The 15,335-nt window shown below is 60.4% G+C and carries 12 protein-coding genes; 11 read left to right on the top strand and 1 reads right to left on the bottom strand.

Annotation, left to right across the window (positions count from 1 at the left end; genetic code table 11):
• The first annotated feature begins 138 nt into the window (after positions 1–138).
• From F3J18_RS01865 to F3J18_RS01855, 3 genes are all read left to right on the top strand, one after another.
• Entirely contained in the window at positions 139–2,274 is a 2,136-nt protein-coding gene (locus tag F3J18_RS01865; RefSeq protein ID WP_166911015.1) for a phage integrase family protein, read from the top strand.
• 1,069 nt (positions 2,275–3,343) lie between these two features.
• Complete coding sequence (gene parA / locus F3J18_RS01860; protein WP_166911012.1) at positions 3,344–4,027, top strand: ParA family partition ATPase; 684 nt, start codon at positions 3,344–3,346, stop codon at positions 4,025–4,027.
• Entirely contained in the window at positions 4,024–5,085 is a 1,062-nt protein-coding gene (locus F3J18_RS01855) for a ParB/RepB/Spo0J family partition protein (protein WP_166911010.1), read from the top strand. Before parA ends, F3J18_RS01855 begins: the two co-directional genes overlap by 4 nt.
• Positions 5,086–5,194: 109 nt before the next feature.
• On the opposite strand, the gene F3J18_RS01850 is transcribed toward F3J18_RS01855, so the two are convergent.
• Positions 5,195–6,466: a replication initiation protein gene (locus F3J18_RS01850; RefSeq protein ID WP_166911008.1), complete on the bottom strand. Its 1,272-nt coding sequence runs from the start codon at positions 6,464–6,466 to the stop codon at positions 5,195–5,197.
• Between the two features lie 1,343 nt (positions 6,467–7,809).
• On the opposite strand from F3J18_RS01850, the gene F3J18_RS01845 reads away from it, so the two are divergent.
• The 8 genes from F3J18_RS01845 to F3J18_RS01810 are packed head-to-tail and all read left to right on the top strand — an operon-like array spanning position 7,810 to position 15,331.
• Positions 7,810–8,526, top strand: a complete 717-nt coding sequence (locus F3J18_RS01845; RefSeq protein ID WP_166911006.1) for a type IV secretion system protein — start codon at positions 7,810–7,812, stop codon at positions 8,524–8,526.
• Positions 8,523–9,398: a TrbG/VirB9 family P-type conjugative transfer protein gene (locus F3J18_RS01840; protein ID WP_166911004.1), complete on the top strand. Its 876-nt coding sequence runs from the start codon at positions 8,523–8,525 to the stop codon at positions 9,396–9,398. Before F3J18_RS01845 ends, F3J18_RS01840 begins: the two co-directional genes overlap by 4 nt.
• A gap of 7 nt (positions 9,399–9,405) precedes the next feature.
• Positions 9,406–10,680 carry a TrbI/VirB10 family protein gene (locus F3J18_RS01835; protein ID WP_166911002.1) on the top strand — a complete coding sequence of 425 codons (1,275 nt, stop codon included), beginning with the start codon at positions 9,406–9,408 and terminating at the stop codon, positions 10,678–10,680.
• Positions 10,677–11,483 carry a transglycosylase SLT domain-containing protein gene (locus tag F3J18_RS01830; RefSeq protein WP_166911000.1) on the top strand — a complete coding sequence of 269 codons (807 nt, stop codon included), beginning with the start codon at positions 10,677–10,679 and terminating at the stop codon, positions 11,481–11,483. Before F3J18_RS01835 ends, F3J18_RS01830 begins: the two co-directional genes overlap by 4 nt.
• The gene (locus F3J18_RS01825; RefSeq protein WP_166910998.1) at positions 11,480–12,745 is read left to right on the top strand and encodes a TrbG/VirB9 family P-type conjugative transfer protein; all 1,266 of its coding nucleotides are present in this window, start codon (positions 11,480–11,482) and stop codon (positions 12,743–12,745) included. Before F3J18_RS01830 ends, F3J18_RS01825 begins: the two co-directional genes overlap by 4 nt.
• Complete coding sequence (locus F3J18_RS01820) at positions 12,745–13,167, top strand: lytic transglycosylase domain-containing protein (protein ID WP_205195252.1); 423 nt, start codon at positions 12,745–12,747, stop codon at positions 13,165–13,167. The genes F3J18_RS01825 and F3J18_RS01820 overlap by 1 nt, the downstream gene beginning before the upstream one ends.
• A 2-nt stretch (positions 13,168–13,169) precedes the next feature.
• Positions 13,170–13,727 carry a toxin co-regulated pilus biosynthesis Q family protein gene (locus F3J18_RS01815; protein ID WP_166910994.1) on the top strand — a complete coding sequence of 186 codons (558 nt, stop codon included), beginning with the start codon at positions 13,170–13,172 and terminating at the stop codon, positions 13,725–13,727.
• 5 nt (positions 13,728–13,732) lie between these two features.
• A complete protein-coding gene (locus F3J18_RS01810) occupies positions 13,733–15,331 on the top strand; it encodes a type II secretory pathway protein (RefSeq protein WP_166910992.1) in 1,599 nt (532 codons plus the stop codon).
• The last annotated feature ends 4 nt before the right edge of the window (positions 15,332–15,335 follow it).

The raw sequence follows: 15,335 nt of genomic DNA, 5'->3' as shown, positions 1-15,335 counted from the left end.
TTCTGAGCCGCGCTTGGCGCCCGCCTTGTCCAGCAAGGCCGCCGACGACCAGCGCGGCACGACCACTACCCCGACGCTCCCGATCGCCGCGCACGTGCTGTATCAAACAACACGGTTTCCGTATCTCTGACCACGCCCATGCCGAACACCGACGACGCCGACGTGCTCGATGTCGAATTTCGCGAACTGCCGGCCGCCCCGCGCCGCGCAACCACGCCGGCCGCCCGCCGCAAAGCGCGCTCGCGTCAGGCACGGCGCGACGCGGCCGCCGAGCGCCGGATTGGCCTGCAGCACCTCGCCTTCTTTCGCGGGTACCTAGAAGGACTGGATCTCGCCGAGCTGGCCGACCAGTACCTGGAATTCGGCCGCGACGCGCGCAAGGCCGCCGCCACCCGCACCTGGTTGATCACGTCGTTCGTCGCCGCGGCGAGGAAACGCCAGGACTTTGCCACCGCCCGGCTGCTCGCCATCCGGCCGGCCGCCCTCGCTGCGGCGCCAGCGGCCAACGCGCCGGCACGCACCACGCCGTCGCTGGAGGACTTCGCCGCCGAGCACGATCCGGACGGTTTTTATACCGAAAAGGAGTTGCTCGACCTGTTCGCCGCCAAGCACGCCGGGGCGGACGCCGACGCCGGCGCGACCCTGCGTCGACAGCAGCGCAACGCCCGCCTGCGCGCACGGCAGATGGCCGCGCTCGAGGCGCTCGCGCGCCTGGTCGTCGAGGATCCGAGGCCGGAACACCACGTGCTCGGCTGGTTCGATACCACCGTCGCGCTGCGTCTGGCCGACGTCGGCCTCACCACGATCGGCAAGCTGGTCGAGACGATCAATGCCGTCGGCTACCGCTGGTACCGACGCGTGCCGCGCCTGGGCGAGATCGGCGCGCGCCGCATCACCGCCTGGCTCGCGCACTACGGCGACGTCGCCGGGCTGCAGCTCGCCGCTGGCGCGCAAACGCACCCGTCCGAGTCCGGTCTGCCGGTGGCACGGCTCGCCGCAGTCGGTGCCGTTACCGCGATCGTCCCGCTCGAGCGCTTCTTGCTGCCGCCCGAGCTGGACGGCTCGCAAGGCGCGCACCGCAACCTGGTCAAGAACAACAGCCGCGCCCACAACGATCGGGAAGCAATCGACTTCTGGCTCGCCGACTACGAGAACCCGCATACGCGCCAGCGCTATCGCACCGAGGCCGAGCGCCTGTTGCTCTGGGCGATCTTCGCAAAACGCAAGGCGCTGTCGAGCCTCGACACCGACGATGCGCGCGATTACATCAACGGCTTCCTAGTCGACCCGCAACCAGCCAACCAATGGATCATGGCCGGCACGGCGCCGCGTGACTCGATCGACTGGCGCCCCTTCCGCGGTCCGCTGTCCGTCAAAAGCCGCCAGGACGCACTATCCGCGCTAAAAAAATTCTTCGGCGAACTGGTCGACGCGCAGTATCTGGACCACAACGCGTTCGCGAAGGTGCGTGTCTTCACCGGTACGACGCACGATGCCGCCGGCAATGAGCGGCGGGTGGCCGCGAAATCACGCCTGCGGATCGAGCGCGGCCTGACCGCCGATGCCTGGCGCTTCGCGATGCGCGTGCTCGAGACGATGCCGGACACGGTCGCCGCGGCACGCATGCGCTTCGTGCTGGGCTTTGCCTACAGCACGGGACTGCGGCGCGCCGAGCTATGCGGGGCGTTCACGGATGACGTCCAGGAGCGCTACGCCGGGGCCGAGCTGGGCACGATCCGATTGCTGCGCGTGGTCGGCAAGCGCGCGAAGGAGCGCTTCGTGCCGCTGGTGCCGGCCGTGCTGGACTTGATGGGCGACTACCTGGCATCGCGTGGCTTGCCGCGCGATCCCCTCGCCTGCCCGGCCGCTACCCCGCTCATCCCGGCGCTGCTGTCGAATATCGAGATTGGCGAGATCCGGCGCGCGGCCAAGGCGAACAAGACAGATCCGACGCCTGAGCTCGCGGCGCGCGCGCGGCAAACCGGACCAATCCATCCGATGCAGCTCTACAAGGCGATCAAGCAGTTTTTCGCGATGGTGACTGCGGCTGCGCTGCGCGAGGACTCGCCTCACGCACGCGCTTTCGGCTCGGCCAGTCCACACTGGCTGCGGCACACGTTTGTGTCGCACGCGCTGGCCAATGGCATGAGTCTCGAGAGTGCGCGGAATTTTGCCGGCCACGATTCACTCGACACGACGTCGATCTATGCCACGGCCGAAATCGGACGTCAGTATCAGGAAGCCGAGGCCTTTCTGAGAACGGCGTCGACCTGACGAGATCGGCGTCGCGAGATAACTATGGGTTGAACGCCCGCCCTCGTTACCGCCCAAGTCTCTCGCAAATCCAGAACAAGTAATCGGCGCACCTGCGCAGCAAGTTAAGCCGCAGGGAGATCATTTGCGTGATGTATGTGAACTCGCTGCGACCCGGCGTCCGATCGACGAGCCACAGGCCGTTCACTTCTCCCAGATTAAGTCGGAGTTCATTTAGTGATCGCCACTAAACTCCCAGATAATCTGGCACTCTCCCGCTCTATCGCTACGAATCTACCATCAAATCTACCAGTTGCGCGAGGACGCATCTGATAGGCTTGACCCCACACAAATTCAGTATATAAGTTCCTACGCAGATCTATCCCCGCCGGTCGATTACGTCTATGCACTTTGCCCCGAGTAACCAATACGCTCGAGCGAGCCACTAAAGCTCAGCCGGTCTCAAATCTCCAATGTAGATCGCGATGAATACACTAAATCGCCTCCCTCTTCGTCCTCTACGGAATCTTCGATATGTGATACCGACCTAGTCAATTTATCTGAAGCCTACCGACGTCACCGTAACGTCCACGTCGAAATCGCGCGCGAAAGGGCGACACCTTTCCTGCTTTCACCACGCCCTCTATCTCCACGCGGGAACCGACCGCCTCTCCATGCGCTTGGGCCTCTTGAATTTCCAAGTGGGAATCGACCGCCCCTCCAGGAATCGGGCGCCCTTGAATTTCCACGTGGAAATCGTGGACGGCAGGGCGACGCGCGGCCTCCTTCTGCCGCACCGTCAATTTCCACGTGGAAATCGACCGCCCCTCCAGGAATCGGGTGTCCTTGAATTTCCACGTGGAAATCATTCGACCGCCAAATCCCCAGGCGTTCCCCGCCAGAATCCAGCGCTAGTTGTCCAAGATGGGGATTTTGGTGTCTCCGCCCCTCCATTCTTGATTAAAAGTAATTTACGTCTATACTGGCAAAAGAACGATTTTTTTGCGGACAGTCGGAATGAATGTCCGTACGATTTCCACGTGGAAATCGTGGTCGGTAACTCTATTCTCAGTTACAGCCAGGAGGCGAGATGGGTTTAGTTTTCGCTGTTGCAAATCAAAAGGGTGGAGTTGGAAAAACCACCACAACAATCAATTTAGCTGCTGCATTCCACGCTGCAGGCTATAAGCCACTCGTCGCGGATGCCGACGCCCAAAACTCCTGCTTACGGTGGAATGCGGTAGCCGATGAAGGAAACCCACTACCGTTCAAAATTGTCAGTGTCGCCGGCCACGGCAAGCAGATAGGAAGCGTCATCACGCAGCTGGCTGAAGACGCTGAAATTGTGTTGGTGGATTGCCCACCAAGCATTGAGTCGCCAATCACTGCGCGAGTGCTCATGGTTGCCGATGCCACGATTATTCCGACCGACTCGTCTCCGCTTGACCTCTGGAGCAGCGAAGGGATGGTGCGCTTAGTCGAGCAGACCCGTGCTGTCCAGCCAAACGGGAAATTTGCAATTTTGCTCAACAAGGCAAACCCGAAGACGCAACTTCATAAACAGATGAAGGAATTGCTCTCAGAAAGCAAGGTTCACGTCTTGTCAACAACGATCAAGAATCGTGAAGTCTATAAATTGACCGCAGCCTTGGGACGTACAGTCTTCGATGTTCGAGGACTGCGATCTGATGCCGTGAAGCCGGCGCGGAGCGAATTTTCCGCGCTTCTCGATGAGATGATCGCGTTCTATAACTCCGAGGAGGCCGCAGCATGAGCCGGAAGCTCGATCTTGTAAGCAAAGTCCGGGTCGGCATGAACGCCGAAAGAAGCGACGTCGACGCGCGTCTGCGAAATTCCGGGGTAGTCGAAAGTGCTCAGGCAAATGCAGCCAACATCCTGAACACCGGCCCGCAGTCGACGGCCGAGGAGGCATCCACACGCCTCTCGCCGGATCAACCCGACGATCAGCGGATACACGTCCTTTCGATTGACGATTGCATTGCGAATCCCTACAACCCTCGTGCGTTCTATAGCCCGCAGAGTATTGACGCTCTTGCCGCGACGCTTCAGCGAGAGCAGCAACTCCAGCCGATTATTTTTACGCATTTACCAGAATATCCCGGTAAAAACATCGTCGTCGACGGCGAGCGGCGCAAGCGAGCTCTGAAGAGCCTGGGCCGCAATACGGTCCTGGGCATGTACCGCCCGGACCTCTCACCGCAGGACCTATTCACTCTCGCGTATAGGGCCAATAAGGAGAGGGACGCCCAGACCGTCTTCGATGATGCTGTCTCGTGGCAGCGCCTGCTAACTCAAGGCGTTTATCGGGACCAGCTTGAGTTAGCTGCAGCTGTCGGGGAGGACAAGATCGTGGTGAATAAGGTCTTGCAACTCAACACTCTGCCGATGTCTCTCCTGCAACGGATGGTCGACAACGCAGAGAAAGTGAAACTTTCGCATGCCTACAACATCAAGCTCATATGCGACAAGGCCGGCGACGCGGTAGCTGAGCGTTGGCTAGATCAAGTGATCGCTGGACAAGCGTCCGTACGAAAGCTCGAACAGATCGCCACCAGTGACAAAAGCGGCGCGCGAGGCGCAAAGAGAACTCACTACGAGTCGCGAGTCAAATTCGCATCGCCAAGTGGCTTCGAGCTAGGCGAACTGAAGGCCTTCGCGGATGGCAGGGCCGAGTTAAACCTCAAAGGGGTAAAGGGCGTCCCGCAGGAGCAGTTGATCGACAAACTGACTGCGGTCATTCAATCGTGGGCTCTCGAGTTGACGGACGACGACGTCAACAGACAGGTTCCTGAGACACAGTCTGCGGGGTAGGAGCGTCACGTCGCGACCAAGCCGCTCGGCCAAATGCCCGAGCGGCTCACTCGCGCACGAATGTCACTGCAGGAGTCTCGGGGGCATCTGATTCGGTACGGCCGGACGATTACCGTCCATTTGCGCCGCCTCCAGCGAGCACGAAGTTTAGGAGATCTCGGTCAGTCGGCTTGCCCCAAACATCTTCAGCCAGCCAGTGAAAGAATGCTTGCTCTGAAGCCTTCTTCGGTTTCTTGTTCGCCGCAAGCTTCAGCTGAGGCGCCACCTGGTTCTCGTTATAGCGGCTAACACAGTCGCCTTGCTCGCCAGAATCAAGCTCGTTGAAATAGCCGCGCGCCTGCTCAGCTCGATCTGCAAGTAGCTTAGACAGAAGCTTGTCCTCCGCTTGCTCAGGCGAAGACGCAATCGACACGACATTGCTATCTGGCTTACCTCGCCCGCTTTCCAGTTGGTAGCCATTCGCCAGAGCTTTCCGGAAATACGAGGCGACGTTGTCCAAGGGCTGGGCATTTTTCTTCTTCACGCGTACTTCGGTGTACGCAAGCGCTTGACGTACAGCCTCGGGCCCATGCTGACCCAACAGCTTGCGAGCCTCAGACAAGGGAACCGAGAGCTTGGTCATTGCGCCAAGAACATCGAGGTCTTCCTCCGATGTGGCGTCCGACTTCCGCTTCGGCGTGATGAAGAACTGAACCTCAGTGACTGCCCGGCCGGTCTTGTGCTCCTTCAAGACAATTTCATGGTCCGAAATGTCGTTTATCTCCCTTAGCGCCGGCACAAGAATTCGACTCTTGAAAATTTTGTACTCGGCATAGGACCCTTGAGCCCACTCCATACCAAGCAGAAGATCTCGAAGGGTGTTGACCTTCATTTTCCCTGTCTGGCCGACGCCTTCGTAGCGGACAACGTTCTCCCAGAGGGTTAGCGCGTAACCGCGCTTGAACACCCTTGCGATCCGCATGTCGATACTCGCGTACACCTCCGGGCTGAGCAGCAGCTCGCTGATGTTGTCCGAGAACTGATACTTGAGAGTCCCGCCGGACAGCTTCGCGCCGGCCAGCAACGCGCTAGCGTTCCATTCAGACTTCGCGCTCAACTGGTCCCAATTGACCACGAAGCCCACCAACGAATTGATCGTGGCCTTCACGTACTCGCGATTTTTCGAGTTCAGTCCTACGTCCGAAATCAGGTCTCCGATCGAATACTCGAACCATGTACGTTCACCTTCCTTGCGCTGCTCAATCGCGTTCTTGATCAACGCGTTCCAAGTCTTCGCCTGCTGCAATGAAATGGGCCCAGTCTTTGGTGCCATGTGGATCGCCGGCACCGCCTTCCGGAAAGGATCTGGCATCTCCGGCATCTGGAAGAGGGCGATTTGCATGGGCTCGCGACCCGTGTCTTTTTTCGTTGCCACGAAGGGATATGCTCGATTTGAGATGATCGGTAACAATACACTGTACTTTGTTCACCCTCAAGGCAAGACGTGCCTTCAACGACCTGAACCGCGATAGTCAGAGCTAAGAAGAACCATAAACGTTCACCAATGGCACGACCTTAAGCTAGCGAGGGGGAAATTCCCGATATCCCATACAATTCAATGGCTTATAGAGACAGAACAACGTTCGACAAGGCCCTCGTCATGAACCATAGGCGTTCACCTTCATCGGGCAAAAGCTGGTCCAATTCGACGCGTCTTTCCAGGAGCGAAGAACCATAGCCGTTCACTTTTCGCGCCCTCGGTCCTGGCAGCCTTAGAAAACCATAGACGTTCACCTCTATGCCAGTTGTCCTGATTGACACGCAAGGCACATCCAGAGCGAAATAAATTAACGCTATGAATCATATACTTGCGAGATACCGCTCGAGCGCTTTCTGAGACAACGTCAACAGTGCGCAGAACCATAGAGGTTCACCTTCAGGAGTAACCATAGACATTCACCTTGCCCCATGACCTCGGGAACCAGAAACATTCACTCTCACCCCATATCCATGTACCTGTAGAACCACTGGCATGCACCGACAGAACCATATCCCGTTACCTTTAGACCCACAGCCGTTCACCATCGGCACCATAGGCATGCACCAAACATCCCGGAGACCCTTATCCAGCAAGGATCCGAGGGCCCGTAAACGTAGTTGAAGGTGTTAAAGGTGTTAAGGTAAACACGTAAACCAGCGTTGGCCTTAAGCAACAGCGGAACACCGACCCGCCGCGCGCGGTAACCTCGGTGACGACACCGGGACGTCGACGCGAGAAGAACGAACCATAGACGTTCACCTTTCTGTTTGGCTGAGCGACGGCCCCTCTCACGCACACCGAAACCAGCTCCACTCCGACTCGCCTATCGCAAGAACCATAGACGTTCACCCAGCGTCGCCAGAAGAACCATAAACGTAGACCTGAAACTCTGTCGGTCGTACCTTGTTGCCTACCAACTACAAGTACCCGGCTTGTCGGTTAAACACTCGCGGATGATGCTGAGCTGGCCGCCCAATCGATCTGCAGATGCTGGCTCTAGCTCCGGACTCCGGCCTACAGCGACTGAAAAGCTAACCGTTTTCATAGGGCTTTTCATCCTAGGCCCCTCAACCGGTTGAGCGCTGACGTTCCGACAGCCAGCGTTTCGTCCCGTCTAGAAAAGGGCCCCAAAATGACGGCTCTTTTCCCAGATGCTGTTGTCGCCTCGGCTGTTCCAATTGACCCGTCCCAATTGGAACTCCGTGATGCGATTCCCCCGACTCCTTCCCCGCAACAAGAAGCAGGTTGCCTTGTCTCCGGCACCTGGTCACTACTCGAACGACGATCCCGAAGCGATCATCTTCGATCAGGGGACGCGTCTACGCGTCGAAGCGAATCACTGGAAGACCTTCTGCTTCATCCTGGCGTTCATCGCTGGCGGTGCGGTCTACACACGGCAGCCGCCTCCGTCTGTCGTCCGATCGTATGGCGTCTCATCGGACGCTGGCGGTAACCCGCTGGTCAAGCAACTGGCCGCCTATAACCCTGACGACCAGGCCAAGCGGACGGCCATCAGACAGGACATCGAGCATTGGTTCACCATCGAGCCGGTCCTGACCGATGACATCCGAACGTCGCGGCTCGCCAAGAACATCAACGCGGTCAAGGCCAAGATGGTCGGCAACGCGAAGAACCAGTTCGCCGCCTGGATCAGCGACGACAAGCCATTCGACCAGATCACCACGAACCCGAAGCTCGTGCGTGAAACGAAAGTCACAAACGTTTCCTTGCTGGACGACGCGACGGCCGTCGTCGAATTCACGACATCGACCAGGCAATCGCCAACGGATAAGCCCGTCGATACCCGCTTCGCATTGACGGTGCGCTACCAGATCATCCCCCCGACGGCCGAAGACGTGCTGGGTACCAACCCGTACGGCCTCTACTACCCGTTCTTCACTCTGCAAAAAACCGGCGCATGAAACGAACACGTTCCCTTTTGAGCTGGGGCGCGCTCGCGTTGATCGCAGCGTCGGCCAATGCGCAAGCCGCGAAGAGCGCCGCGAATCCGATCTCACCCGTGCCGAATTTTGATGTCGGCAGCATCATCGGTGATGCGATGAGCCCGGTGAACCCGTACAACTCCGGCACTGATCCGATCACGATGCCGGGCGACGCGCGCATGGCGGTGTTCTCGTACAGCCGCGACAAGATATTTCGGGTCATGACTGCGCCGCTAAAGCTTACGACAATCGAGCTCGAGCGCGGGGAGACGCTGGTCAGCGAGCCAGCAATGGGGGACTCGGTGCAGTGGGTGCTCGACACCGATGGCGCAAATCACGTCTACGTGAAGCCGACCAAGCCAGGCCTCGTCAACACGCTGCACCTGAGTACGAACAAGCGCGAGTACGACCTGACGCTCGTCTCGTCCCCGTTAGGCGGCCTGTTTTATCAGAGCGTGCGGTTCAGCTATCCGAATTCGCTCATGGCGAAGGTACGCGCGCGCGGTAGCGCTACGGGTGACGACCAGGACGCTGAGCACGGATCCCAATCTGATTCAGGACCGATTGGGGTATCGCCCGACAAGCTGAACTTCGATTACACGGTGTCTGGTACGAGTTCCCTCAAGCCCGAGACGGTCTTCGATGACGGGACTTTCATCTGGATCCGCATGCCTCCGCGCACGCCATTTGCGGTGCCGACGATCAAGGATGGCGGCGACGTTGTCAGCCCGAATTTCATTCGTCGTGGGCCGTATATCGTCATCCAGCGACTGGCCGATGAAGTGAAGCTGACGCGCCCGGGCGAGGAGGTCACAATCACACGCGGGCGCCGCGGCCTATTCGGATTCTGAGGACGGTATGGCAAAACAGACCGATCCGACCAGCCCGGAGGAACGGGCCTTGTTCAAAGGCAAGGTACCGCGGAACGTCATGATTGCGGTTGGCGCGATCGCGGCGCTCGTTGTCGGCGCGCTGGGTTTTTACACTCAGACCGTCCAGGCCGACAAGGCCGAGGCCGAGGCGCTGCAGGCCAAGCGCCAACGAGCGGCCGACGCGGTGGACAAGGGCAACGGAAACAAGACCGACGTCGATACAATCATCGAACAGCAGCAGGCCGAGGCCCGTCGGCGGGCCGCGGAAGCGGCTGCAGCGGCCAGCGCTGCGGCCGCCGCGAACGCGAAGAAGCCTACGCTTTCGGCCGACGCGGTCATGCCGACCGCGAGTACCGCGGACCTAAAAGCGGCGAACGACCAGGACAGTATCTACGTTTCGCCGATCTTCCGCGCGGGCGTCAAAGTCAAGGAAAGCCAGCCACAGCCGCCGCAGACCCCCAACGGCATCGTTTCGCCGCAACAGATGCTGCTCCAACAGGCAGCGGCTCAAGACGCCGCGATGAAAGACGCGACGGCTCAGGCCGCCTTGGCGTCGCGCAGCGCGCAGGCAGCTGGGCCTATGACGACGCAGCAACGCGACAATGCCTTCATGCATGACGTCGCGCAGTTGAGCGAAGGTGACAAGGACTTTGCGCGGACCGGCTTTGTTGGCCACTCCCGCGGATGCACGCTGTCGCCGCCGGCGAAGATACCCGTTCTCTCGAACGAGGCGCTCAACTCGGACCGCCCGGGCACAGCATCCCTGATCGTCGAAAGCGACGTCTACGCCAACAACGGCGATGGGCGTTGCCTCGTCATACCTTGGGGCACGACCATCGTCGCACCCTACAGCTCGGACGTTCAGCCTGGGCAGGAGACGATTCTCGTTGCCGGTGCTGAGATGCGTCTGCCGAATGGAAAGCATGTGCCACTGTACGGCGCGCAGGGTGCGAATGGCGACGGTACGGCCGGGTTCGGCGGGGACGTGAATAACCACTTCCTGAAGATCTACTCGACCTCGTTCTTGACCGCGATTCTGGTGCGCGCTTTCAGTAATAACGACCAGAGTACGACGACCGGCCCGCTTGGTGTCACCCAGGTCGGCAGCACCGGTGGACAGATCGCGGCGCAAACGGCGCAGTCGGTACTCGATCGCTACAAAAATATTCCTCCGACCGTCTCGTCAAAGCCAGGCGAAAAGCACTTCATGATGAAGATCAATCGCGACATGGTCCTCGAACCGTATCGGGAGTCGCGATGAGCAATCGGATGGCCATTGCCGTGGCGATGGCGTTGGCAAGCGGCTACGCCCAGTCGGCCGTGATTGCGCAGGTGATCAGTCCAGTCAGCGTCGTCATTCAAGACGGGGCGACGCGCCGTGTCGCAATGCTCCCAGGCAAGCCGGTCTATGACTGCGGCCTTGAGACGTTCGTCGAATGGGCATCGCCGCTGGTCGGGCAACCCGTGCGCAGTTCGCGCGAAATGGGTATCACGGTGTCGATCGACGGCCGGGACGTCGCGCTGGATGACCTGTTCATCGACCGAGGCTGGCTGCAACCGCTCGTGCTGGATGAAGGGGCTCAAGCGGCGCTCACCGAGCGCAGGGGAGGGTGGGCGTGCGCGCGAGCGGTTGTTCCGTTCGAGCTGCTGCACACCAATGTCGATCCGAAGATTCTCGCGGGCATCGCGCTAAACGAATCGACCTACCGTGGCCACGCGTGGCCTTGGACCCTGAACGTAGCCGGCCAGGGCTATTTCTTCAAGTCGCGCGAGGAAGCGTACAAAGCGATCCAGTCGCTGCTTGCGCGCGGTCGCTGCGACTTCGACGTTGGCCTGATGCAGGTGAATTGGTGCTACCACGGCAAGCGTTTCGCATCGGCATGGGATGCGCTGGCGCCTGCGGCTAACGTCGCGGTCGCTGAGGCGATTCTTACCGAGAACTTCGCACGTACCGACTCAGTCGCGAAGGCCATCGCGTTTTACCACAGCGCGAACCCCTCTCCTGGTCGCGCCTATCTCGCGCGGTTCGCGCAACACCTTTCCATGATCGAGGCAGGCTTGTGAAGCAGACGATCAAGTTTCTGGCCTGTGCCGCAGCAGGGATGGTATGCGCCGCCGCGTCAGCGGCTAACACCGACCCCTTCGACTTCGACTACGAAATCCTTGGCGGCATTTCAGAGCGTCCGGCGCTCATCTTCAACGATGGCGAAAAAACCTACATCCAGCCGCGGGCAGGCCAAGTCATCGTCGCCGACGGTGGGCATACCGAAGGTCCGTACGTCGTTGTCGATGGCACCCCGTCGTCGGTCACATACAAGGTGGGCGCGCATGCGGCCACGGCACGCTGGAAGAAGGCAAATACGTTCATCGGTGGATCTGGTGCGTTGGGTGCACTGAAGGATGACCAACCCGCCGGGTTCGATGGTTTTACCGACCGCCTGGTGATGATCGGCGCGCGCCCGGCGCTCGAGCCAGTTCGTGCGCTCCATGCGTCGATGACGGTCGGCGGCTTCGTCAAAGCGCTTGTCCCGCAAGGTTGGACCGGATCGGCTCAGAAGGACGTCGACTTGACGACGCCCGAGCAGTTCGGCACGCGCGACGGCGAGAACTGGATGCAGGCGATGGACCGTTTGATGACGCAAACAGGGCTGTATGCGGACGTCGATTTCGCGGCGCGCCATGTGCGCTTGCATCGTGACGCGCCGAAGTCCGCCGCGTTGAACTACGCGGCTTCGGGGCGCGATGCCGACGAGGCGGCGATGAGCCGCGCCGTTGCACCGATCACGACTGCTCCTCCGGCAGTGTCGCGCCTGGCTGAACGCTTCGGTGCGCAGGCCATTCGAGACGGCGACGACTCGCACATGCAGATCCGGTTCTCGGCCAAGCCAGCCAAAACCGTCACGTTCAAAACTCCTGACGGCAAGGTACTTCGAACGAGCTGGGATGCGATGACGAACGTGCTGACGATCGACCGCGCGGAGCGCTTCGTGGTCGCAGATGCAGCCGATCACGTCGAGGTCACGCGCGAGGCGAAGACCGTCTACGACTTTGACCAGCCGAACGCGGCAAAGCTCGAGTTGGTGTTTGATCGAGAGGGCCGGACGTACTTCAAATTCGCAGACTCCGTTGTGCGGATCGGTGTGACCGACACGAAAAACCTGGGCACCGGCCAGCAGAAAGGACGGTACTACATGTTCGACGGGACCTCTGACCTATTTACGGTGACCGCCGACGGCAACACGATCCACGTCAAGCGTCGCAAGGAAGTCGTCTACCACGAAGTGCCGGCCTCCTCGCTGCAAGCTAGCGGAGGGCCGACCTCGTGATGCGTTTCGTACCAATCGTAGCTGTCTTGGTCGCCTTCGCACCACAGCTGAGTCACGCGGATTGTCTCGACGACGCGGCAGCCTTCCATCGCGTGAATCCGCGGCTTCTGCGAGCGATCGCGCAGCACGAGTCCGGGATGCGCGCGAACGCCGTGAACCGAAACACGAACGGCAGCGAGGACATCGGCCTCATGCAGATCAACACGTCGTGGCTCCCCACGTTGGCGCGCTACGGCATCCGTCGTGAGCATCTCTTCAACGGCTGCGTCAGTGCCTACGTCGGTGCGTGGATTCTCGCGTCGAACGTGCGTCGCTTCGGACCAAATTGGAAGGCTGTCGGCGCCTACAACGCAGTCACGCCGTCCAAGCAGCTCGTCTACGCCAGTGCGATCTATCGCCGATTTATGCAGCAGGGCCGGTAACCATGCAAATGACACATTCGACTCATGCGCGGGTTCGCGCACTCGTTGCGGCTGGGCTGGCCGTGGTCCATCTAGGGGCTTACGCTGCGGTCGACCTGGGCGCGGGTCCCGTCGACACCGACGGGTGGCAGATGCTCGCTTCAGTACCGAAGGCGCCGGCGGCTGCCGTAGAGAGCCCGCAATCGAGCCGGCCGCTTCCGACGCCGGCGGCGGCACCGGCGAGCGTGAATGAATCCCCGTCCACCGAGGTTGCTTCTGTCGTGTTGCCCGGCGCCGCGGCGTCCGCCGCGAGCGGCACGCTGACGTTCTCGGTGACGCCAGCGGACGTGAATCTGCGCGATGCGCTCGACCGTTGGCTGCAGCAGCAGGGCTGGCAGCTCGCTTGGAAGATCGACGACGACCTCCCGCTGGAATTCAATGCCACCTTCACCGGCGATTTCACTTCGGTGCTCGACCAGGTGATGAAGGCGACGAATCACATGCGCACGCCGACACGCGCGTGCCGCCACACGAACAACGTTATCCGCGTGATCGTACGCGCGGGCAACTGCCAGGATTGAGAACCATGCGTGTTCACCTTTGGAAGTCTGCCTTCGCGATCGCAGCCGCATTGATGGCCGCGGGCTGCGCCGTGACTCAGCAGGACGTCAACGATAGCTACGACGCTGCACACCGTACCATCTCCGACGCGATGGGTAAGGGGCCGGCGCCGATGGCGCTCGTCGAGGACGTGCCGACCGCGTTTCTCGGTGATCGGCTGGTTCCGCTCGCGTATGAGGCCACGCTGCCCGCAGTGTTCCGGGACAAGACAGTCACGCTGCCTGCGAACCTCGGCATCAAGCAGATCGCCACGCTCATTTCTACGGCGACAGGCTATCCGGTACACCTGAGCCCGGACGTTTTCGTGCCCCGCGCCTCGCTGGTGCCAGGTCAAACGGAGGCGAAGGGCCAGAACAACTCCGCGCGAACCGAAGAGCCGATCTATCCCCAGGCGTTCACGGGAAAGACCGGCATTTACATGCGAAACATGACAACCGACCTCGGTCTCGACTGGTCCTTCGACGGCAGCACGATCAACGTGAATCGGTTCGTCACCCGCATGTACCAGATCGCAGCGATTCCAGGGAAAGTCTCGATCAAATCGACGATGACCAAGGGCATGGACACGTCGACGGGCAACCAGTCCGGCAGTGGCGGCAGCTCAGGCGGCAATACCGGTTCTTTCTCGGCTGAAACGAAGAACGGCCGCGAAGGCGGCTTCGATCAAATCGCGTCGATCATGGAGGAAGTCGATAAGCTGAAGTCCCCGATGGGCCGCGTGAGCGTGAACCAGCAAAGCAGGCTCGTGATGGTGTACGACACCAAGGAGGCTGCGGACAACATCGGGAGGTTGCTCAAGCAGGAGAACGCGATTTCCACGCGGCAGGTGGCGATCACCGTCCGGACCCTCCAGATCGCGTTGAACAAGGGGAGCCAGGCCGGCGCGAATGCCGACGTCGTTTTCAATGCGATGCATGCTGGCCTCGCACGCTATGCGATCAGCCTGACGTCGCCAACGTCTCTCGCGACCGGCGGCGGCTCAGTCGGTGTGTCAGTGCTTCGCCCTGACGCGCCGTTCTCTGGAACAAACGCGGTCGTGAACGCGCTGAACCAGTACGGCCGAACGGTCCAGGACAACACGATGACGAAGATGACCCTCAACGGGTTGCCCGTCTCGATCGCGTCATTTCAGAGCGATGACTACCTGCGATCGACGACGCCGTCGTCGGGCTCCCTGACTGGCTCGTCGGGGGGCGTGCCGGGGCTCACGCCGGGCACGATCACGACGGGTGATTTCGTGAACGTGTTGCCCGCAGTCAACGATCACAACCAGATCGTGCTTGCGTACTGGGCAGACAGTTCGAAGCTCAACGGTCCGTTCACCAGCGCTGCGGTTGGCTCTGGCCAGACCCAGCAACAGATCCAGTTGGCGCACACGGTCGGCTCGAAGGATGACCAGACGATCGCACTGTCGGATGGCCAGACTGTCGTGTTGTACGGCGCAATCACGGACCAGGCTGACAGTACGACGAATACTGGCATTGCCGGCCTCACTGGGAGCTGGAACAAGTCGAAGACGTTCCAGGTGATCATGCTGAAGGCGACTGTCGTTCCGTCGATGTGATAGC

Origin of the sequence: Burkholderia sp. Ax-1720 (genome assembly GCF_011753035.1) — a bacterium.
Lineage (GTDB): Bacteria > Pseudomonadota > Gammaproteobacteria > Burkholderiales > Burkholderiaceae > Burkholderia > Burkholderia gladioli.
The sequence above is the reverse complement of the archived record's forward strand: the minus strand, read 5'-3'. Positions and strand labels throughout refer to the sequence as shown.

Coding starts and splice junctions, on each gene's coding strand:
- F3J18_RS01865 (WP_166911015.1), top strand. CDS start 139: ATGCCGAACACCGACGACGCCGACGTGCTCGATGTCGAATTTCGCGAA.
- F3J18_RS01815 (WP_166910994.1), top strand. CDS start 13,170: ATGCAAATGACACATTCGACTCATGCGCGGGTTCGCGCACTCGTTGCG.
- F3J18_RS01810 (WP_166910992.1), top strand. CDS start 13,733: ATGCGTGTTCACCTTTGGAAGTCTGCCTTCGCGATCGCAGCCGCATTG.
- F3J18_RS01820 (WP_205195252.1), top strand. CDS start 12,745: ATGCGTTTCGTACCAATCGTAGCTGTCTTGGTCGCCTTCGCACCACAG.
- F3J18_RS01830 (WP_166911000.1), top strand. CDS start 10,677: ATGAGCAATCGGATGGCCATTGCCGTGGCGATGGCGTTGGCAAGCGGC.
- F3J18_RS01845 (WP_166911006.1), top strand. CDS start 7,810: ATGCGATTCCCCCGACTCCTTCCCCGCAACAAGAAGCAGGTTGCCTTG.
- F3J18_RS01840 (WP_166911004.1), top strand. CDS start 8,523: ATGAAACGAACACGTTCCCTTTTGAGCTGGGGCGCGCTCGCGTTGATC.
- F3J18_RS01835 (WP_166911002.1), top strand. CDS start 9,406: ATGGCAAAACAGACCGATCCGACCAGCCCGGAGGAACGGGCCTTGTTC.
- parA (WP_166911012.1), top strand. CDS start 3,344: ATGGGTTTAGTTTTCGCTGTTGCAAATCAAAAGGGTGGAGTTGGAAAA.
- F3J18_RS01855 (WP_166911010.1), top strand. CDS start 4,024: ATGAGCCGGAAGCTCGATCTTGTAAGCAAAGTCCGGGTCGGCATGAAC.
- F3J18_RS01850 (WP_166911008.1), bottom strand. CDS start 6,466: ATGCAAATCGCCCTCTTCCAGATGCCGGAGATGCCAGATCCTTTCCGG.